General features: G+C 65.3%; 17 protein-coding genes and 1 pseudogene. 11 read left to right on the top strand and 7 right to left on the bottom strand.

All coding sequences use genetic code 11. The features are described from left to right. The first annotated feature begins 197 nt into the window (after nt 1-197). From JQ566_RS07110 to JQ566_RS07120, 3 genes are all read left to right on the top strand, one after another. Entirely contained in the window at nt 198-2,861 is a 2,664-nt protein-coding gene (locus tag JQ566_RS07110; protein ID WP_249139213.1) for a DUF2235 domain-containing protein, read from the top strand. Between the two features lie 117 nt (nt 2,862-2,978). After that, nucleotides 2,979-3,662 carry a response regulator gene (locus JQ566_RS07115; RefSeq protein WP_212371293.1) on the top strand — a complete coding sequence of 228 codons (684 nt, stop codon included), beginning with the start codon at nt 2,979-2,981 and terminating at the stop codon, nt 3,660-3,662. Next, on the top strand, nt 3,659-5,596 hold the full coding sequence (locus JQ566_RS07120) for a sensor histidine kinase (RefSeq protein WP_212371298.1): 1,938 nt from the start codon (nt 3,659-3,661) through the stop codon (nt 5,594-5,596). Before JQ566_RS07115 ends, JQ566_RS07120 begins: the two co-directional genes overlap by 4 nt. Before the next feature lie 137 nt (nt 5,597-5,733). Here JQ566_RS07120 and JQ566_RS07125 read toward each other — a convergent pair whose 3' ends face one another. After that, nucleotides 5,734-6,018 (bottom strand): hypothetical protein, encoded by a 285-nt coding sequence (locus tag JQ566_RS07125; RefSeq protein ID WP_212371299.1) that lies wholly within the window; start codon nt 6,016-6,018, stop codon nt 5,734-5,736. A 234-nt stretch (nt 6,019-6,252) separates the two neighbouring features. Between JQ566_RS07125 and JQ566_RS07130 the strand changes: the two genes are divergently transcribed. Next, nucleotides 6,253-6,477, top strand: coding sequence for a hypothetical protein (locus tag JQ566_RS07130; RefSeq protein WP_094895875.1), 225 nt, complete (start codon nt 6,253-6,255; stop codon nt 6,475-6,477). A gap of 156 nt (nt 6,478-6,633) precedes the next feature. Here the strand turns inward: JQ566_RS07130 and JQ566_RS07135 are convergent, their stop codons facing one another. Both JQ566_RS07135 and mddA read right to left on the bottom strand, forming a co-directional pair. Continuing rightward, entirely contained in the window at nt 6,634-7,056 is a 423-nt protein-coding gene (locus JQ566_RS07135) for a GFA family protein (RefSeq protein WP_212371300.1), read from the bottom strand. An 89-nt stretch (nt 7,057-7,145) separates the two neighbouring features. Beyond that, nucleotides 7,146-7,934 carry a methanethiol S-methyltransferase gene (gene mddA / locus JQ566_RS07140; RefSeq protein ID WP_212371305.1) on the bottom strand — a complete coding sequence of 263 codons (789 nt, stop codon included), beginning with the start codon at nt 7,932-7,934 and terminating at the stop codon, nt 7,146-7,148. 133 nt (nt 7,935-8,067) lie between these two features. On the opposite strand from mddA, the gene JQ566_RS07145 reads away from it, so the two are divergent. Continuing rightward, nucleotides 8,068-9,615: a winged helix-turn-helix domain-containing tetratricopeptide repeat protein gene (locus JQ566_RS07145; RefSeq protein WP_212371306.1), complete on the top strand. Its 1,548-nt coding sequence runs from the start codon at nt 8,068-8,070 to the stop codon at nt 9,613-9,615. A 4-nt stretch (nt 9,616-9,619) separates the two neighbouring features. Here the strand turns inward: JQ566_RS07145 and irr are convergent, their stop codons facing one another. The 4 genes and pseudogenes from irr to JQ566_RS07165 form a co-directional block, all read right to left on the bottom strand. Beyond that, nucleotides 9,620-10,099, bottom strand: coding sequence for a Fur family transcriptional regulator Irr (irr, locus tag JQ566_RS07150; protein ID WP_212371307.1), 480 nt, complete (start codon nt 10,097-10,099; stop codon nt 9,620-9,622). A 238-nt stretch (nt 10,100-10,337) separates the two neighbouring features. Then, nucleotides 10,338-10,907 carry a DUF2147 domain-containing protein gene (locus JQ566_RS07155; RefSeq protein ID WP_212371309.1) on the bottom strand — a complete coding sequence of 190 codons (570 nt, stop codon included), beginning with the start codon at nt 10,905-10,907 and terminating at the stop codon, nt 10,338-10,340. Between the two features lie 30 nt (nt 10,908-10,937). After that, nucleotides 10,938-11,611 (bottom strand): annotated as a pseudogene (locus JQ566_RS07160) (DUF3313 domain-containing protein). A gap of 269 nt (nt 11,612-11,880) precedes the next feature. Beyond that, on the bottom strand, nt 11,881-12,519 hold the full coding sequence (locus JQ566_RS07165; RefSeq protein ID WP_212371310.1) for a TetR/AcrR family transcriptional regulator: 639 nt from the start codon (nt 12,517-12,519) through the stop codon (nt 11,881-11,883). 216 nt (nt 12,520-12,735) lie between these two features. Between JQ566_RS07165 and JQ566_RS07170 the strand changes: the two genes are divergently transcribed. The 6 genes from JQ566_RS07170 (at nt 12,736) to JQ566_RS07195 (ending at nt 18,660) form a co-directional block, all read left to right on the top strand. Further along, the gene (locus tag JQ566_RS07170) at nt 12,736-14,286 is read left to right on the top strand and encodes an ABC transporter substrate-binding protein (protein ID WP_212371311.1); all 1,551 of its coding nucleotides are present in this window, start codon (nt 12,736-12,738) and stop codon (nt 14,284-14,286) included. Between the two features lie 207 nt (nt 14,287-14,493). Next, entirely contained in the window at nt 14,494-15,465 is a 972-nt protein-coding gene (locus JQ566_RS07175) for an ABC transporter permease (protein WP_212371316.1), read from the top strand. Further along, entirely contained in the window at nt 15,462-16,301 is an 840-nt protein-coding gene (locus tag JQ566_RS07180; RefSeq protein WP_212371318.1) for an ABC transporter permease, read from the top strand. The genes JQ566_RS07175 and JQ566_RS07180 overlap by 4 nt, the downstream gene beginning before the upstream one ends. A 2-nt stretch (nt 16,302-16,303) precedes the next feature. Beyond that, complete coding sequence (locus JQ566_RS07185; RefSeq protein ID WP_212371319.1) at nt 16,304-17,923, top strand: ABC transporter ATP-binding protein; 1,620 nt, start codon at nt 16,304-16,306, stop codon at nt 17,921-17,923. Between the two features lie 354 nt (nt 17,924-18,277). Further along, nucleotides 18,278-18,454: a hypothetical protein gene (locus tag JQ566_RS07190; RefSeq protein ID WP_212371320.1), complete on the top strand. Its 177-nt coding sequence runs from the start codon at nt 18,278-18,280 to the stop codon at nt 18,452-18,454. Next, nucleotides 18,451-18,660, top strand: a complete 210-nt coding sequence (locus JQ566_RS07195) for a hypothetical protein (protein ID WP_080133401.1) — start codon at nt 18,451-18,453, stop codon at nt 18,658-18,660. Before JQ566_RS07190 ends, JQ566_RS07195 begins: the two co-directional genes overlap by 4 nt. Nucleotides 18,661-18,770 lie beyond the last annotated feature (110 nt).

Genomic DNA, 18,770 nt, shown 5'->3' on the forward strand with positions numbered 1-18,770 from the left:
CTCAGCGGGATTGTGTACAGATTACATCTTATTTCATGACGCAACCATTGATTGAATGCGGGGAGTGCAGCCCGACGCGGGGCCCGAAGCGCTTTCCCGCGAAATTGCCGGAGAAGCCCATGTCACCTCATGATGGCGCGCGGACTAATGATACTGCCGAACCGGAACACCCACACCGCGAACACCCACATCGCGATATGAATACCGGCGGGACGGCCGACGCCGCCCCGGCAAAACGCAAGCTGGTGCTGTTCGCCGACGGCACGGGCAATGCGTTCACAACCCAGGAATCCAGCGTCTGGCGTCTCTACGAGGCGCTCGACCACACCCAGCCGGACCAGATCTCCCACTACATCAAGGGCGTGGGCACTGCCGGCTGGGCGCCGCTCGCCGCGCTCGACGGCGCCACCGGTTTCGGCGTGCCCTCCAACGTCCGCAAGCTCTACCGCTTCCTGTGCTGGAATTGGCGTCCCGGCGACGAGATCTACATATTCGGCTTCAGCCGCGGCGCCTTCACCGCGCGCACGCTGGCGTCCATGATCGCGAGCCAGGGCCTCGTGCCCGCGGAGATCGACGGCATTCCCGTGCCGCATGAGGAGATGGAGCGCAACGCGATGGCCGCGTGGCGGGAATACCGTCGCGACACCGTGCCATTGAAAAAGAGCCTGCCGACGATCTGGATCGCCCGCCTGTTCCGCGATCTCCTGCTTCATCTCTATCATTCGATCTGCGGGCACCGCTCCTATGCCGACGTCCGCGCGGCGATGAACGGTCGCAAGGACATCGACATCGAATTCCTCGGACTGTTCGACACGGTCGAGGCCTTCGGCGTCCCGATCGAGGAGCTGCGCGTCGCGATCGACTGGGCGATCTGGCCAATCTCGTTCCGCAATCACCGGCCCTCGCGCAAGGTGAAGCACATCCGTCATGCGCTGGCGCTGGACGACGAGCGCACCACCTTCCATCCGCTGCGGATCGACCAGAGCCATCTGGCGGCCGGCCAGACCGTCGAGGAGGTGTGGTTCGCCGGCGTCCACTCCGACGTCGGCGGCGGCTATCCGGAATCCACGCTGTCGTTCGTGCCGCTGGTCTGGATGGCCAACCGGCTCGAAGGCAAGCTCCGATTCCAGGACGGCGAGATCGAGCACTTCAAGGAATATCAATCGGCGATCGGACCGAAGCACGACTCGCGCAGCGGCGCCGCCGTGCTCTACCGCTATGGGCCGCGCCCGGTTCTCGCCGGCGAGGTCAATGGCGGACTGCCGGTCGTTCACTTCGCCGTCATCGAACGCATGCTGTTCGGCTGCGACGCCTATGCGCCGATCATGCTTCCGGCGGACTCACTGGTGCTGATGCCTGATGGCCGCAAGCTGAATCTGATGGCGGACGCCACGCGCGAAGACATGAAGCGGGCCTATCTCGCGAAGGCCGAGGGTCCACGGCGCAAGACGGAGGCCGAAGCCTTCGCGCTGATGAACATGCCCAGCCCAGAAATGGCGAGGCTCACGCGCGACACCGTATGGTGGCGGCGCGTCGCCTATTTCTCGCTGCTGTTCATGGTCGGCGTGATCGCCGTCTGGCCGTGGGCGGCGCGCAGTCTGATCGGGGTGTCGAAGGACAATGGCCTGCAAGGCACCCTCCTTCTGCGCATCATCGCCACCATCGATTGGCTCGTCGGCGGCGTCTTGGGGCCGCTCGCCAATCTGATCAGGAACGTGCTGCCATCCTATGCCGCACCGTGGCTGAACATCACGCTGTACTACCCGTTCGCCACCTCGCTCGTCCTGATCCTCACCTATCTGATCTGGCGCAGGAACACGGTGCTGCGCGACACCATCCAGGAACGCGCGCGGCTGGCCTGGAGCGAGCCGCGCCGCATCGCAAGCCGGCAGCATGTCGACGGTCCGGGCCTGCTGCTGGGCTTTGCCCGATGGATGCGATTGAATGCCGGGCCGGCCCGCTGGCTCTTCGCCCGGCTCGTGCTGCCCGGGATTTTCCTGTTCATCATTTTTTACTCTGCGCTGCTCATTGCATCGACCAGCGTCTTCACGGCCCGCACCGCGACCGGAAATGTTTGCGCGACGTCCGGGCAGGACTCCGGAATGCCGGTGTCCGACGAGCCGACCGATGCGCGCGGCCGGTTTGCGACGAAGGAATTCTGCTGGTGGAGCGGCCTTGCAGTCGAGAAGGGGCGCAAATATCGCGTCTGGGTCCAGATCGAAGAACCCTGGTTCGACCGCACCATCGTGAGCGGGACGAACGGCTTCAAGACCTATTTCGGGAGTCATTACCTCGCCTTGCCGACTCTCCGTCTGTTCGGCGCCGACTGGTTCCAGCCTGTCGTTCGCGTCGGCACGAAGGGAATGAGCGACATCCCGCTCGAGGCCGTCAACGTCATGCCAGCCGACGAATTGCCAAGACGCATGCATCCGACCATTCCAGCTGAGGACGATGGCGACAAGAGCAAGGGCCGGTATCCCATCCGGCTCGACGATACCGAGGAATACAAGGCGCTTCCGAACGACAATCCGCTCAAGCTCGCGGTGGGCAAGCTCGGGGATTTCGAGCCGGTGCCGAAAGACCCTGCGGCGCGCACGATCTGGGAGGGGCAGTATCTGTCGGGACGGCTGGTCGCGGAATTCGTTGCGCCCGACGCCGGCGATCTGTTCTTCTACGTCAATGATGCCGTCCAGATCTATCCGACCCTGCTGCCGGCCTGGTTGCGCCCGGCGAAGCTCGACGCGATCCAGGGGCCATACGATCAATTCTACAAGAACAATGCCGGTACCGCGCGCATCGTCGTGCAGCGACTGCCAAGCCCGCACACGCCAACCGATAAACCGGCCCTGGCGAAGCAGTAGGCGCCCACCCGGGCGCCGTTTCATCGCGCCCCCATGATTATGGGTGTCGCGCCCTCCTCGCTGCGGCTAAGCTTGGCCTCGCGCCGCGGGGGACACGCGGGTCGCGGGACGATGATCATGACCGAACAGGGCGAGACGGGTGAAGCCATCACCATCCTCCTCGTCGAGGATGACGCGCCGACCTGCTGGCGGCTCCAGGATGCGCTGGTCAAGGCCGGTTACGAGGTGCGCAGCGCCGGTACGCTCAGCGAGGCGCGGCAGGCCCTGAGCGTCGGTGCGCCGCGCGTGCTGCTGACCGACCTGCGGCTGCCGGACGGCCACGGCGTCGAGCTGATCCGCGAGACCCGGCAGCGCTTTCCCGAGACCGAGATCATGGTGATCTCCGCGCTCGGCGACGAGGAGAGCGTGATTTCCGCGATCACGGTCGGCGCCACCGGCTACCTGCTCAAGGATGCCTTCCCCACCGACATCGCCACCACCGTGCGCGACCTGGTCGCCGGACATTCGCCGATCTCGGCCTCGATCGCCCGCTTCATCGTGCGCAGAACGCAAGGTGCCGCACAGAATTCGGCGGAGCCGCCGCCCGGCCCCGCGCTCAACACGGCCAAGCTGACCCCGCGCGAGATCGACATCCTCTGGGGCATCGCAAAAGGCTTCAGCTATGCCGAGATCGCGAGCCATCTCGGCCTCTCCAAGCAGACCGTGCCCGGCCATATCAAGAACATCTATCGCAAGCTCGAGGTGCACACGCGCAGCGAAGCGGTGTTCGAGGCGGTGCAGCAGGGCCTGATCAAGCTGTGAGCGAGATCGCGGCCAAGGCATCTGCGAAGGCGGCTCTCAAACCCGCGCGGCGCCGGCTGCTGGCTTCGCGCCTCGTGCCCTATCTGCTGCTCCAGGCCCTGATCGCGATCGTCACGATCCTGGGGATTCAGCTGCTGCAGCCGAGCGATCCCGAAGACTACGCGGTGAGCGATTTCTCGGCGCGGGAGGACGGCCTGACGCGCCCCGTGACGCTGCCGCATTTCACGCCGTCGCGCTATTCGCTGGCCGACCCACCGTTCTATACCGGCGCCTTCACGTTCCGGAGCGGCGATGCGGCCTCGGGCTGGTCGGTGTTCCTGCCGCGCTTCAGCAACGCGGTGGAGGTCGCCGTCAACGGCGTCGTCGTGCTCGACTCCCGACGCGACGCCAACGCCAACCGGCCCGACCGCAACACGCCGCAGATCGCAGCCATCCCCGCTTCGCTGCTGCACGAGGGCGGAAACGAGATCACGGTGCGGCTGTTCGTATGGGGACCGCTCAAGGGCTTTCTCGACACCGTCTATGTCGGACCGGATATCGCCTTGCGCCCGGCCTATGAGACACGCACGCTGCTGTTCGTCACGCTGCCGGTGGTGTTCTCCGCCTGGCAGGCGATCCTGGCCGTCATCCTCGCGATCATGTGGCTGATGCGGCGCCACGAACCGGTCTATGGCGTGCTGGCCGCGGCGATGGTGCTCGGTGTGGTGCAGGCGTTCGCGCCGCCGCCGGTGCCGCCGGCCGCGGTATCCCGGCTCGCCGCGGTGCTGCTCGCGTCCGCACCGATCGAGAGCGCGCTGATCGTCGTGTTCGGCGTGCTGTTCTTCGGCTGGCGCTGGCCGCGCTACGGCACGCTGCTGTTCGTGCCTGGCGTCCTCGTGTTCGTGGTCGGGCTGATCGGAGGCCCGCCGCTGCCGCGCATCCTGTTCCTGGTGCTCGGCATTCCCACCGTCGGGCTCTGCCTGTTCCTGATGGCCTGCGTCACCGCAACCGCGGTGGTGCGACGGCAGGACGCGGCGAGCTTCACGATCGGCTGCGCGGTGACCATCGTGCTGGTCTGCTGGGTCCAGGACATGCTCACGGTGCTCGAGATCGCGAGCAACGATCGCATCTTCGTCTCGCGCCTGTCCTATTCGGCGATGCTGGTCGCGATCGGCGCCGGGCTGACCTGGCGCTTTGCCCGCGCGTTGAACCAGGTCGACAGCTTTGCCGGCCAGCTGGTGACGCGGGTGCGCGAAGCCGAGGAGCGGCTGAAGGCGAGCTTTGCCCGCGAGGAGGAGCGCGCCCGCGCCGCGGCGCTCGCCAACGAGCGCACGCGCCTGATGCGAGACCTGCATGACGGCCTCGGCGGCCAGCTCGTGAGCATCGTCGCGCTGTCCGAGCGCGGCAGTGCGGGCGCGACCATCACGGACGCCGCCCGCGCGGCGCTGAAGGATCTGCGCCTCGTCATCGATTCCATGGACGACATCGGCGGCGACCTGATGCTCGCACTCGGCTCCTGGCGCGAGCGCGCCACGGCCCAATTGCGGCCGCACGACATCGCGCTCGACTGGCGCGTGGCGACGCCGCAGGGCCTGCCGCTGCATCCCGAGCTCAGGCCATGGCACGTCATCCAGATCGTGCGCATCCTCGACGAGGCCGTGACCAACGCGGTCAAGCACGCACAAGCCCGGCACGTTGCGGTCACCATCGAGACGCATGACGGCGGCCTGGGGCCTTACGGCGTGATCAGCGTCACCGACGACGGAAGCGGCTTTGCGCTGGCCGGCAATTGCGAGGCCGCGGGTGCAGGCCAGACCGCGCGCGGCCTGCGCAACATGAGAAGCCGCGCCGCGCGCTGCGGCGCAGTGCTCGATCTGAGCTCGGACGCCTCAGGCACGCGCGTGCGGCTGCAATTGCCGCAGCGTTTTCCCGACAGCGACATGGCCGCGGGCTGAAAGGCCCCCTCCCCGAACGTGTGGGGCGCACGGAGAGAGGGGACGGGCCGGATAATTTACCTGCGGAGGACGGGGGGTGTTCGTCCGCAGGCTCCGTTGGCCCGAAGCGATGCAATCAATTCAATCGAAAGGAAATATCAGCGCACGCCGACACGATTGACCGGGCCGCCGCGATTCATCGGCGTGCCGGCGCGCACGCCGACGCCGGGCGCGCCGACACCGGGGGTCGCGACGGCAGCCCGCGCGACCGGCGCTCCCACCACTACGGCGCCAGTCGGCCGCACCACGCAACCCTTCGGCACCCCGACGGTCTTGCAATAGACCACCGCCTGCGCCGGGCTTGTGCCCAGCGACACCATCGCCGCGCCCGCCAGGGCCATGATCGTCAGCCCGGCGCTCAGCGCTCCAGCTCTCATCGACATCTTGCTCTCCTGCTTCCCGTTCGGCGTCCCGGTGCAACCACCGGGTCTCGCAGCCGAGGTGCAGCCTGAATGACAAAAGTCGGCGCGCGGATACATGCCATGAAGATGGGGGTCCCCCGGACGGGAGGGCTGGCCGGTGCCATGAACATGGCATGGACCCGCGCCTGGGCTTCGCGAGATGGTCCGGCCGCGTGATCCCGGTCGGGACCAACGACGTTTCCAAAGAGGTGCTTTATGAAGATTTCGGTTCTTGCCGCGCTGCTGCTCACTGCTGCCGCCCTGCCCGCTGCTGCACAGTCCGGTCCATCGGTCCAGGAGCAAATGGCCTGCCGCGGCGACGCCAGCAAATTCTGCGCCGAACATATCGGCAAGCCGCCGCAGATGAATGCCTGCCTGCGCGAGAACAAGTCGAAGCTCTCGGATTCCTGCCGCAAGGTCGTTGAATCGCGCGGAGGCTAGTCGTTCATCCTTCTCCCTGGGGAGAAGACAGCGAGGGCGGCGTTCTGCCGCCCTCTCGAGAGAAGGCCGAAGCGGAGCTTCGGCCTTGGCTTGTGGATGGGCTACCCCACGGGCGCCTTACCGGATTCGCAGTGAGGATCGCCTCACCCTCCGCCGCTACTCCTGCATCATCTCGCCGCTGCCGCCGAACTCGGCCGGAAAATCCTTCAGCTTGGGCAGGCCGTCGCGCATCGGCAGCACGGTCTCGGCATAGTTGACGTGGACACCGGGCGTGAACGCGAGTGTGGGGATGGTGGCGGTGAAGACGTCGACCAGACCGAGCGGCGGATGGTTGGTCATGAGATGGCCGCCGCACTTCCTGCAATATTTGCGCTGGCTGAGCGGCGTCTTGGCGAAGGTCTCGACATTCTGAGCGCCTTCGGTGATGCGCACGGCCTCTAGCTTCCACAGGCTGAAGGCGTTGACCGGTCCGCCCGACCAGGAGCGGCAGGAGCGGCAATGGCAATAGCCCATCGCCTCCGGCGCGCCCGTGACCTCGACCGTGACCGCGCCACAGAAGCAATTTCCGATATGTTTCACTTGGACGTCTCCGTTTTATGAAGGATCGTTATCGCGCGTCGGGGGCCCGCGCGTCCTCCTTTCGGTGGACGTGCGGGACGAGGCCGAGACTATACCGACCGGCGCCAGGGAATAAGCATCGACACGCGTTGTTTGTACTGCCGGTACTCGTCGCCGAAGAGATCGACGAGATCGCTCTCCTCCAGCGCGATGCCGACGAAGATGTAGAGCGTGGTCACGGCCGCGAACAGCAGATGCCCCGCAGTCATGGCCGGCGCCGCCCAGAACGCGATGATGAAACCGAGATAGATCGGATGACGGACGAACTTGTAGAGCAGCGGCGTCTTGAAGCGCGGCGGCTCCATGTCCTTGCCGACGAGATGATTGGTGACCTGATGCAGGCCGAACAGTTCGAAATGGTTGATGATGAAGGTCGAGGTGAAGACCAGCACCCAGCCCGCGAAGGACAGCGTGACCACCGTCACGGCAAGATCGGGGTTCTCGACCTCCCATATGACCGCGGGCAGCGGACGCCACTGCCAGAACAGGAGGAGCAATGACAGGCTCGCGAACAACACGTAGGTCGAGCGCTCGACCGGCTTGGGGACGAACTGCGTCCACCACGCCTTGAATTGTTGGCGCGCCATCACGCTGTGTTGAACCGCGAACAGCGACATCAGCAGCAGATTGACGATGACCGCGCGAACGACGGGCGCTTCGGCCCCGGTATCGATGGTCTTGGGCACCATCACCCCCATGACGAAGCCGATGGCGTAGAGAATGGTGACGAAAAACACGAGATATGCCGCAATTCCGTACAGAAAGGCGATGAACTTGAAAATACGAGAGCCCGCAACCTCCGGGCCGATGGAATGAACTTGGTGATCAATTTGGGTCATGGAACGCTCCGTTGTGCCGAGGCATCGACACGGTTTGGTCTTCGCACCATGCCGGAACGGACGCCCTGAGACTTTCGCGGAGGGTTGATTTTCGCCTGAGACGACTTTGATTTTTGCTTGAGACGACGGAAACGTGCGATTTTTCTTTGAAAACAACGTGCTCGACGGCGACCTTCGGGAGCTCACTTGCGACGGGGCGGCCGTTCCGTTGCAGCCGCAAGTGTTCGATCTCTTGCTTTATCTGGTCGCGCAACGGGCGCGTGTGGTCAGCAAGGATGACCTGATCAGCAAGGTCTGGAGCGACCGCATCGTCTCGGATTCCGCCCTGAACAGCCGGATCAACGCCGTGCGCAAGGCGCTGGGCGACGACGGCGCGACCCAGCGCCTGATCAAGACCATTCCCCGCAAGGGCTTTCGTTTCGTCGGCGAGGTCCGGGAAGAAGTGGCAGCATCCCCCGCTCCGGCGGAAGCCAGGGCCACTCTCCTGCGCGCGGCGGACCGTCCGGCGATCGCGGTGCTCGCCTTCGAGAACATGAGCGGCGATCCCGCGCAGGACTATTTCGGCGACGGGATCAGCGAGGACATCCTCACCGCGCTGTCGAAGCAGCGCTGGTTCATGGTGATCGCCCGCAACTCGTCCTTCACCTACAAGGGACGCGCGGTCCACATCAGGCAGATCGCCGAAGAGCTCGGCGTCCGCTACATCGTCGAAGGCAGCGTGCGCAAGGCGGACAACCGGGTGCGCATCACCGCGCAGCTCAACGACGCCGTGTCGGGCAGCCATCTCTGGGCCGAGCGCTACGATCGCGAACTCGTCGACGTCTTCGCCGTGCAGGACGAGATCACCAACGCGATCGCCGCGGCGATCGAGCCGCAGATCCACGCGGCGGAGAATTTTCGCGCCCACCGCAAGCCGCCTGCAAGCTTGGACGCCTGGGACCTCTTGATGCGCGCGCTGTCGCACTATTGGCGCGTGACCCGGAAGGATCACGAGGCCGCGAAGGCGCTGCTCGAGCGCGCGATCGGTATCGATCCGAATTACGGTCAGGCGCTGTCGGTGCTGGCCGTGAACGACATGTTCGGCGTGCATCTCGGCTGGACCGAGCTGGCGGCGGTTGCGCCGGCCGCGGAAGCCGCCGCGCTCAAAGCGGTGCGCTGCGACCATGAGGATGCCTGGGCCCATGCCGCGCTCGGCAGCGTCTGCTTCTCGACACGCAGGCTTGCGGATGCGCTGTCCGAGTTCGAGCAGGCGCTCGCGCTCAATCCGAACTTCTCGCTGGTGCAGGGCTATTACGCGCTGGCGCTGTCCTATGCGGGACGCTCCAACGACTCGTTCGAGGCTGCGCAAAAGGCGATCCGGCTGTCGCCGCGCGATCCGTCACTGGCGATCTATCACGGTATTGCCGCCTATGCGCGCTTCACCGAGCGGCACTATGGCGAGGCCATCGCGCTCGCGCGCGAGGCGATCCGCCACCGGGGCGACCTCACCGGCGCCTACCGCGTTCTCGCCGTCTCCGCCGGCATGACCGGCGACGGCGCGCTTGCCGAGTTGGCACTCGGCGAGCTCCGCCGCACCCAACCGGGCATCTCGCTGCAGTGGATCGCGACGCAACTGCCGTGGGCCAATGACGGAGATCGCGAGCACTATCTGGAGGGATTTCGCCGGGCGGGATTGCGGTAAGGCGCTACGTTCTCTTCCGGCGCAAATGGACGATGACGTCGAGCCGCGCGATCTCGTGGCCGGGAAGCGCCTCGGGCACCTTGATGAAGGCGAGGCCCTCGGCAACGTCCACCAGCACGTCCTCGCCTTCGAGATAGAAGTGCGGATGCACGGATGTGTCGGTGTCGAAGAACGACTTGAGGCCGTCGGCCGCGATCCGGCGCAGCAGGCCGGCCTCGGTGAACTGGTTCAGCGTGTTATAGACCGTCGCGAGCGACAGGTACGCGTTCGCAGCCATCGCCTCTTCATAGAGGCTCTCGGCGGTGACGTGACGATGGCCGCCCAGGAACAGCAATTGGCCGAGCGCCAGGCGCTGGCGCGTCGGGCGCAGGCCGGCATTGCTCAGTAATTGCAGGCAGTGCCGCGCGCCCTGATCTACCTCCGGCGCCACGACATCGGGTCCGCTGTCGTTGCATGCAGGGATATTCACGGCCTGAATGTCCATCGATCGTCCCACGGCTAAAGAACCAGGACGCGCGCAACACGACATCCCGCCAGTTGCTATTCGATCGCAGAAGCGGCTGCCTGGCTTTGATCCGGATCAAATTTGGCGCCGACTGCCTCCACGCCGTCATTGCGAGGAGCCGTTGCGACGAAGCAATCCAGAATCTCCCCGCGAGACGGATTCTGGATTGCTTCGCGGAGCCTGTCATCGGGCCGCGCTCCGCGCGGACCCCACCCCACTATTTCGCTTTCACCTGGATCGGCTTCGGGGTCGGCACGGCCGCCCATTCCTTGTCGGCGCGCGGGCCATTGAGATCGCCGGTCAGGCCGACGAGCTGGCCGGGCAGCACGTCGAGGGTCTGCTGCCAGGTCTGGGTCTGGCACAGGAATTTGATGAGGCAGCCTTTCAGCTTCAAGCGATCGGCGGATTCGCGCCAAAGCGACACCGAATAGAACTTGCCGTCCTCGGCATTGTAGATGTCGCCGGCAAACCGTCCCTCGGGCGTTGCCTGCAGTCCCATGATGAGCTGGTGACCGAGCAGCGTGCGGGCGCGCTTGTCGGCATCAGGATTTTCCTTGTCGCGATAGGGCTGGCCGCGCTTGTCGGCCGGCTCCTTCATCCAGACGATGAAGCCGCAGATGCGGTCGCGCGCCGGGCCGCAGCGCTCGAGCCGGATGCGAGCGCGGCCGTCCTCGACGAGCCATGTGCCGCTAGGGTCGGTCGGGGCGGCCGCGCCGGCGCGCCCACCGATGATCATCATCGCGACGGTGATCGCGACGCGCAGCACGAAGCGAAGGAGAAGGTTCATCTGCATGCCTTTCGTTGAGCGGGGGCCGCGTCAGTTCAGTTGCGCCATCAGCGCGTCGGCGCCCTTGTCGAGGCCTGCGGTGGCAGCCGCGAGCGCGCCGACGCTGGCCTTGATGTCGTAGGCGCCGGGGTATTGCTTGGTGACGTAGGCGCTGATCAGGCGTGAGGTCGAAGCGTCGAAGATCTCGACGCCGTAGATGACCGAGCCGGTCAGCATGCCCTCGCCGTCGCGTGCCGCCTGCACGCCGTTGTAGACCGCGCCGGCCATGTCGAAGCGGGAGAGCGTGCCGAGCACCGGCGTGTTGGTGACGGCGCCGGTCAGCGTCAGCCGGATGCGCAGCGTGTTCGGCCCGCGCTCGCGCACCAGAGCGAAGCGGCCGCGCAGCCGCTCGGCGAAACAATTCTGCATGTAGGCGGCGAGCGTCGCCTTGTCCTTGTCGGACATGTCGCCGAACTGATGATCCCTCCCGCGATAGACCACGACGGGATCGAGGATCACTTTATTATATGAGCATTATATGAGCGCCAATCGACCGGCGTGGAATAGCGGTAGGGCACGCGGCCGGAGGTGTCCGACTTGTCGGGGGCCATGTAGGCCGAGGACGCCATCTCCGAATAGGGCACGGGCGCGACCGTGGCACAGCCGGCCGATGCGACGCAAAGCACCAGCGTTCCCAGACCGCGCAGGGCGATCGAGCGATCCATTCCAGACTCCTCTTGCGGCTTCTTTGGAAGGCCAACCTTTGAAATTGCAATGACGACCGCAGCCGCGCTTGGGACCAGACACGGCTGCGGCGCTCACCATTGCCGGCCCAAGGCATCGTCCGGGGCCTTTTCGGATCCCTCGGGCCGTCTCAGTGTTTCCATTTATAAAACCGACCAGTTGGTTTGTAAAGTCGCAAAACGGCGACCTGACACATTTGGCCGCAGGCGCGGTTTTGGGCAGCGTCCGGTTGGAATTCGTTAACGATGAATCAGGCGCGCTTGCGCGGGGTTGCAGCCTTTGCCGCCGATGCCGCTCCGGATTTTGCGGCGCGCTTCGTGGCCGGCTGTTCGAGGCCGGTCCACTGCCCGTCGTCGAGCAGGCGCGCGAACAGCCGCTGGTGCTCGTCCTTGCTGAGCGGTGACATGCCGAACAACGAGCTCAGCAGCAGTCCGAGCGCGCCGGCCCAGCGCAACATCGCGAGATCCGGGTCGGCGGCTTCTTCCCTGATCGCCGCCATCCTCTTCATCTCGAGTTCGCGCGGCAGCGCCATCAGGCTGGGATTTTCGACCATGGCCGCAACCAGGGCCAGCGCGGCGGAATTCGGCGTAGTCGCCGCTTCCCTGATCGTGGCAAGCTGGGTCGCCAGATTGGGATTGGCCGAGGTCGCGCGCACCTTCGCCATATAATGAGTCGAGAACTCCTCGAAATGCGCCATCTGTCGCTCGAGCAATGCCTTGAGCACCGCCTCCTTGGTGCGGAACTGGTGCATCACCCCGCCCTTGCTGAGGCCGCTCTCGCGCGCGATCGCATCGAGCGTCAGCCGGCCCGGCCCGTCGCGCGCGATGATGGCGATGGCCGCTTCGAGCGCAGCGTTGCGGGACCGTTCGGAGCGCGTGGCGTTGTCCATGGCGGACTTGTCTCCGTGACAGGAGGATGAATCAAGTGAAAACAGGACGCGCTGTACATTTTTTGTGCGAACACTGTCGAGACTTTCATCTTGCGGCGCCGAACGAGACTGTGTGAGCCTCGATATCGGATGGGGACTGGGATGGGCCGGCCGTCGCTTTGCGCGCGAGGACGTCGCGAAGCGTTTACGGCTGGTCTCGCTTGAGAAAGATACGACATGCCAAAACGAGTGTTGCTTGGTCTTCTCCTCGCTTGCGGCCTCACGGCCCCGGTGCTGGCGCAAGAGCCGAAAACGGGGGGTGTGATCAATGCCGTGATCCAGCCCGAGCCGCCCGGCCTGATGCTTGCGCTGGTCCAGAACGGTCCGACCCAGATGGTGTCGGGCAACATCTTCGAAGGACTGCTGCGCTACAGCCCCAAGCTCGAGCCGCTGCCGGAGCTTGCCGAAAGCTGGAGCGTCAGCGAGGACGCCAAGACCTACACCTTCAAGCTCAGGAAGGGCGTGACCTGGCATGACGGCAAGCCCTTCACCGCCGCCGACGTCCTGTTCTCGATCGAGATGCTGAAGCAGACCCATGCGCGTGCCCGCACCAACCTGGCGCAGGTCGACAAGGTCGAGGCGCCGGACGATTACACCGTGGTGTTCACGCTGAAGCAGCCGTTCGGCCCGTTCCTCGGCATCTTCGAGGTCGGCTCGATGCCGATGGTGCCGAAGCATCTCTATGGAGGCACCGACTGGAAGACCAATCCCTACAACAACGCGCCTGTCGGCACCGGCCCCTTCATGTTCAAGGAGTGGCAGAAGGGCTCGTTCATCCGCCTGGTCAAGAACCCGAACTACTACGAGAAGGGCAAGCCCTATCTCGACGAGATCTACTGGCAGATCATCCCCGACGCGGCCGCGCGCTCGGTGGCGTATGAGACCGGCAAGGTCGACGTGCTGCCCGGCGGCTCGGTCGAGAATTTCGACGTGCCGCGGCTGTCCAAGCTGAAGGACACCTGCGTCACCGGCGCCGGCTGGGAGTTCTTCTCGCCGCTGGCCTGGCTGTGGTTGAACAACCGCCAGGGTCCGCTCGCCGACAAGCGGGTGCGGCAGGCGATCATGTATGCGATCGACCGCGACTTCGCCAAGGACGTGATCTGGAACGGGCTCGGCAAGGTCGCCACCGGCCCGTCGGCCTCGACCATCAAGTACTACACCGACGACGTGAAGAAGTATCCCTACGATCCGGCCAAGGCCAAGGCGCTGCTGAAGGAAGCCGGCTACAAGGGCGAGAAGATCCGCCTGCTGCCGCTCGCCTATGGCGAGACCTGGCAGCGCTGGGGTGAAGCCGTGAAGCAGAACCTTCAGGACGTCGGCATGACCATCGAGACGATCGCCACCGACGTTGCCGGCGGCAACCAGAAGATCGGCGACTGGGACTACGACATCGCCTTCACCTATCTCTACCAGTACGGCGATCCCGCGCTCGGGGTGGGGCGCAACTACATCTCCAGCAACATCGCCAAGGGCCAGATGTTCAACAACGTCGAGGGCTATTCCAACCCGGAGATCGACAAGCTGTTCGCCGACGGCGCCATCGCCACCCCCGATTCCAAGCGCAAGGAGATCTACGACAAGGCGCAGAAGATCCTGGTCGAGGACGTGCCGGTGGCCTGGATGCTGGAGCTGCAATTCCCGACCATCACGCGCTGCAAGGTCAAGAACCTGATCACCACGGGGATCGGGGTCAATGACGGCTTCAAGGATGCATGGCTCGACAAGTGAGCCCTTCCTTCTTCACCTCTCCCCGCCTGCGGGGAGAGGTCGAATGTGCGCATAGCGCACATTCGGGTGAGGGGGAGTCTCCCCGAGTCCAACTGCTGATACGCTCGCGGAGAGGCCCCTCACCCCAACCCCCTCCCCGCAAGAGCGGGGCGAGGGAGCGCACTGCCCTCGTGGCTCCAGGTCACTTCACCAACATGACTTTCTAAGATGCTCTCTTTCGTCGCTCAGCGTGTCCTGAAGGGCGTGATCGTCCTGCTCGCGATCGTCGTCCTCAATTTCTTCCTGATCCGGCTGGCGCCAGGCGACCCCGCGGTCGTGATGGCGGGCGAAGCCGGCGCCAGCGATCAGGTCTTCGTCAAGCAGCTCCGGGAGAAGTTCGGCCTCGACAAGCCGCTGCCCGAGCAGCTCTTCATCTACGTCAAGGGCGTCGTCAGCCTCGACCTCGGCTTCTCCTTCCGCCAGCAGGCACCGGTCGCGAAGCTGATCGGCGAGCGGCTGCCGGCGACGCTGCTGCTGACGCTGACCGCCTTCGCGATCTCGCTGATGCTCGGCATCCTGTTCGGCACCTTCGCCGCGCGCTTTGCCGGAACCTTTCTCGACACCGGCATCACCGTGTTCGCACTGATCTTCTACGCCATGCCGATCTTCTGGGTGGCGTTGATGGGCATTCTGCTATTCTCGGTCACCTTCGACTGGCTGCCGAGCTTCGGTTACGAGACGGTCGGCGCCAACCTTACCGGCCTTGCCCATGCGGTCGACGTCGCAAAACACCTGATCATGCCGGCGATGACGCTCGGCCTGTTCTTCATGGCGACCTACACCCGCATGACGCGCGCCTCGATGCTGGAGGTGAAACGGCTGGACTTCGTCAAGACGGCGCGTGCGAAAGGTCTCTCGGATGCCGTGATCCAGCGCCGCCACGTGCTCCGCAACGCGCTGCTTCCCGTCGTGACGCTCGCCGGCGTGCATTCCGGCACGCTGATCGGCGGCGCCGTCATCACCGAGACCGTGTTCGCCTGGCCCGGCATCGGGCGCCTGATGTACGACGCCCTGCTGCAGCGCGACTACAACCTGCTGCTCGGCGTCTTCGTGATCTGCTCCGCCATGGTGCTGATCTTCAACCTCATCACCGACCTCGTCTATCGCCTGGTCGACCCGCGCATCGAATTCGCCTCATGAAACAGTTCTGGAAATCGATGCTGAAGAGCCCGAGCGGCGTCATCGGCCTCATCATCCTCCTGCTAGCAATCTCCGTCGCGGTGTTCGGACCGATGCTGTTCCCGAACTCGCCCTGGCGCATGGTGCAGCGGCCGTTCCTGCCGCCGTTCACGGTCTCGACCGTGCCGCTCGGAACGGACGCGCTCGGCCGCGACGTGTTCGCCGGCATGATCTTCGGCGCCCGCGTCTCGCTGCTGGTCGGCCTCGTCTCCACGCTGGTCGCGCTGGTCGTCGGCGTGCCGATCGGCGCCATGGCCGGTTATTTCGGCGGCAAGGTCGACGACGCCTTGATGCGCTTCACCGAGTTCTTCCAGACCATTCCGAGCTTCGCGCTCGCCATCGTGCTGGTCGCGATCCTGCAGCCCTCGATCTATTCGATCGTCGCCTCGATCGCGGTGGTGAGCTGGCCGCCGGTCGCCCGCCTCGTCCGCGGCGAGGTGCTGTCGCTGCGCACGCGCGAATATGTCCAGGCCGCCGTGGTCACCGGCCAGAGCAACAGCTGGATCATCCTGCGCGAGATCCTGCCGAACGCGTTGTCGCCGGTGATCGTGCTGGCCTCGCTGATGGTGGCGACCGCGATCCTCCTGGAATCTTCGCTGTCGTTCCTCGGCCTCGGCGATCCCAATTTGATCTCCTGGGGCTACATGGTCGGCGCCGGCCGCACCGTGATCCGGCAGGCCTGGTGGATCACGGTGTTTCCCGGCATCGCCATCCTGATCTCGGTGCTCGGGCTGAACCTGATCGGCGAAGGCCTCAACGATGCGCTCAATCCGCGCCTGTCGCGGGAGGGTCGCTGACGATGACCGCCCCACCCGCCGTCTCCATCAAGAACCTCAGGATCGCGCTGCCCAAGGGCGCCGAGCGTCCGTTCGCCGTCGACGGCGTCTCGCTCGATCTGCGGCCCGGCAAGATCGTCTGCGTGGTCGGCGAGTCCGGCTCCGGCAAGTCGATGTGCGCGCATGCGCTGATGGGCCTGCTGCCGGACACCGTGTCGGTCGCCTCCGGCGAGATCCAGTTCGAAGGCCGCGACCTGCTCAAGCTCGACGACGACGGCTGGCGCGACCTGCGCGGCCGCCGGCTGGCGATGATCTTCCAGGAGCCGATGACCGCGCTCAATCCGTTGATGCGGATCGGCGACCAGATGGCGGAGATGTTCGAGGCACACGGCCTGCTCACGCCGAAGGAGCGGCGCGCCAAGGCGTTGGCATTGGCACGCGAGGTCGGCCTGCCCGACCCCGAGCGCATCGTGCGCGCCTATCCGCACCAGCTCTCCGGCGGCCAGCGCCAGCGCGCCATGATCGCGATGGCGCTCGCGCTCGAACCGGCCGTGCTGGTCGCGGACGAGCCGACCACCGCGCTCGACGTCACCACGCAGGCGCAGATCCTGAAGCTGATCCGCAACCTCCAGCAGAGCCGCAACATGGCGGTGATGTTCATCACGCACGATTTCGGCGTGGTCGCCGACATCGCCGACCAGGTCGTGGTGCTCAGGCACGGCAAGGTCGTCGAGGAAGGTCCCGCCACGGCCGTCTTCAACGAGCCGCAGCACGACTACACCAAGGCATTGCTTGCCGCCGTGCCCTCGATGGATCCGCCGCCGCGGAAGCCCCTCGACGACCGGGCCAGGGCCGTCGAGGTGATCGGGCTCGACAAGACCTACGTCACATCAGGCGGCTGGTTCCGCGAGGATCGCCGTGTCGATGCGGCGCGCGCGGTCAACTTCAACATCCTCAAGGGCGAGACGCTCGGTCTGGTCGGCGAATCCGGCTCCGGCAAATCGTCGGTCGCGCGCCTGGTGATGCGGCTGATCGAAGCCGACCGCGGCACGGTGCGGATCGGCGAGACCGACCTGACCTCGCTTTCAGGCAAGGCGCTGCGCGCCGAGCGCCATCGCATCCAGATGATCTTCCAGGACCCGTTCGCCTCGCTCAATCCGCGGCGCAAGGTCGGTCACATCATCGCCGACGGGCCGATCGCAGCCGGGACCGCTCCGAAGGTGGCGTTCGATCGCGCCCGCGATCTCCTCAAGATGGTCGGCCTGGATGCCGGCGCACTCGAGCGCTATCCGCACGAGTTCTCCGGCGGCCAGCGCCAGCGCATCGGCATTGCCCGCGCGCTCGCGCTCGAACCCGAGATCATCGTCGCGGATGAGGCCGTCTCCGCGCTCGACGTCTCGGTGCAGGCGCAGGTGTTGAAGCTGCTCGAAGACCTCAAGGCGCGCCTCGGACTGTCGATGCTGTTCATCACCCACGACTTACGCGTCGCCGCCCAGATCTGCGACCGCATCGCGGTGATGCAACGCGGCGCCATCGTCGAGCTGAAGCCGACCGCGCAGCTGTTCGCCGCGCCCGAGCATGCCTATACGCGCGAATTGCTCGCGGCGGTGCCGGGGCGGAAAGAGCAAGCGCCGGCGGCCTGAGAGGCTGGTCGGGCGGATTCGCCGGATTGCGAGATAGTTCCAAAAACTTGCACGCTGCAAGAGACGAAACATATGCGATCCAGCGGCATTTGCTTCGTGAGACTTTCCTTGCTGACGAACGTAGGGACAGCTTGCTCGGCCGCCGAAGCTGCGCAACTGACATGAAGGGTTGGACGGTCTTGCAACCCAGCGCGTGAGAAACACCGGGACGTTGAGATTGCGCGGCGCGGTCACGCGCTTTTTATCCGGTCGTGATCGCCGCGCCGCTTCAAAGTCCAGGGCGGCACCATAGATGACAATTGAATGATTAACGTCATCTCATGACGACTCAACTCGCTGAGATTCGGAGCCACCATGGGCGAAGTTATTCGATTTGTCTCAAAGTCCGAGCGCGAGCGAACGCGCCTCATCCAGGAGGCGCGCGCCATCTACGACAGCATCTTCCCGCCGGCAGATCCGGCCGGCGAGGGGCAGGACCAACGCACGATCGGTCGCACGTTCATCGGCCGCGACGGGGGTAACGTATCGTGATCAAAATCATCGCCGTGCTTTGCAGCCTCGCCTCTCCCTCCAATTGTCACGAGCAGATCGTCACCACGTCGGACTTTGCGCAAGTCTCGGTGCAGTCCTGCCTGATGGGCGCGCCGCAACTCGCCGAATGGATGAACCAGCATCCGGCCGAGCGACTGGCTGCATGGCGCTGCGTGATCGGTCAACAGACCGGCCGCGGAATCTAAGCCCGGACATCTCGCTTCGGCGGAGTAAGCCGTTCTCGTGCCCCGGGACGCAGCGCAGCGCTTCCCCGGCGATGCGAAGCATCGTCTGGTGCAGCGGCGCGCTGCAGAGC

This window comes from Bradyrhizobium sp. SZCCT0231 (assembly GCF_018130245.1).
In the GTDB taxonomy this organism is placed as follows: domain Bacteria; phylum Pseudomonadota; class Alphaproteobacteria; order Rhizobiales; family Xanthobacteraceae; genus Bradyrhizobium; species Bradyrhizobium japonicum_F.

Bases quoted from the DNA above. Each gene is read 5' to 3' on its own strand.
- JQ566_RS07130 (WP_094895875.1), top strand. From the start codon at position 6,253: ATGAAGATTTCGGTTCTTGCCGCGCTGCTGCTCACTGCTGCCGCCCTG.
- irr (WP_212371307.1), bottom strand. From the start codon at position 10,099: ATGGACATTCAGGCCGTGAATATCCCTGCATGCAACGACAGCGGACCC.
- JQ566_RS07165 (WP_212371310.1), bottom strand. From the start codon at position 12,519: ATGGACAACGCCACGCGCTCCGAACGGTCCCGCAACGCTGCGCTCGAA.
- JQ566_RS07110 (WP_249139213.1), top strand. From the start codon at position 198: ATGAATACCGGCGGGACGGCCGACGCCGCCCCGGCAAAACGCAAGCTG.
- JQ566_RS07180 (WP_212371318.1), top strand. From the start codon at position 15,462: ATGAAACAGTTCTGGAAATCGATGCTGAAGAGCCCGAGCGGCGTCATC.
- JQ566_RS07190 (WP_212371320.1), top strand. From the start codon at position 18,278: ATGGGCGAAGTTATTCGATTTGTCTCAAAGTCCGAGCGCGAGCGAACG.
- JQ566_RS07115 (WP_212371293.1), top strand. From the start codon at position 2,979: ATGACCGAACAGGGCGAGACGGGTGAAGCCATCACCATCCTCCTCGTC.
- JQ566_RS07155 (WP_212371309.1), bottom strand. From the start codon at position 10,907: ATGAACCTTCTCCTTCGCTTCGTGCTGCGCGTCGCGATCACCGTCGCG.
- JQ566_RS07175 (WP_212371316.1), top strand. From the start codon at position 14,494: ATGCTCTCTTTCGTCGCTCAGCGTGTCCTGAAGGGCGTGATCGTCCTG.
- JQ566_RS07170 (WP_212371311.1), top strand. From the start codon at position 12,736: ATGCCAAAACGAGTGTTGCTTGGTCTTCTCCTCGCTTGCGGCCTCACG.
- JQ566_RS07125 (WP_212371299.1), bottom strand. From the start codon at position 6,018: ATGTCGATGAGAGCTGGAGCGCTGAGCGCCGGGCTGACGATCATGGCC.
- mddA (WP_212371305.1), bottom strand. From the start codon at position 7,934: ATGACCCAAATTGATCACCAAGTTCATTCCATCGGCCCGGAGGTTGCG.
- JQ566_RS07185 (WP_212371319.1), top strand. From the start codon at position 16,304: ATGACCGCCCCACCCGCCGTCTCCATCAAGAACCTCAGGATCGCGCTG.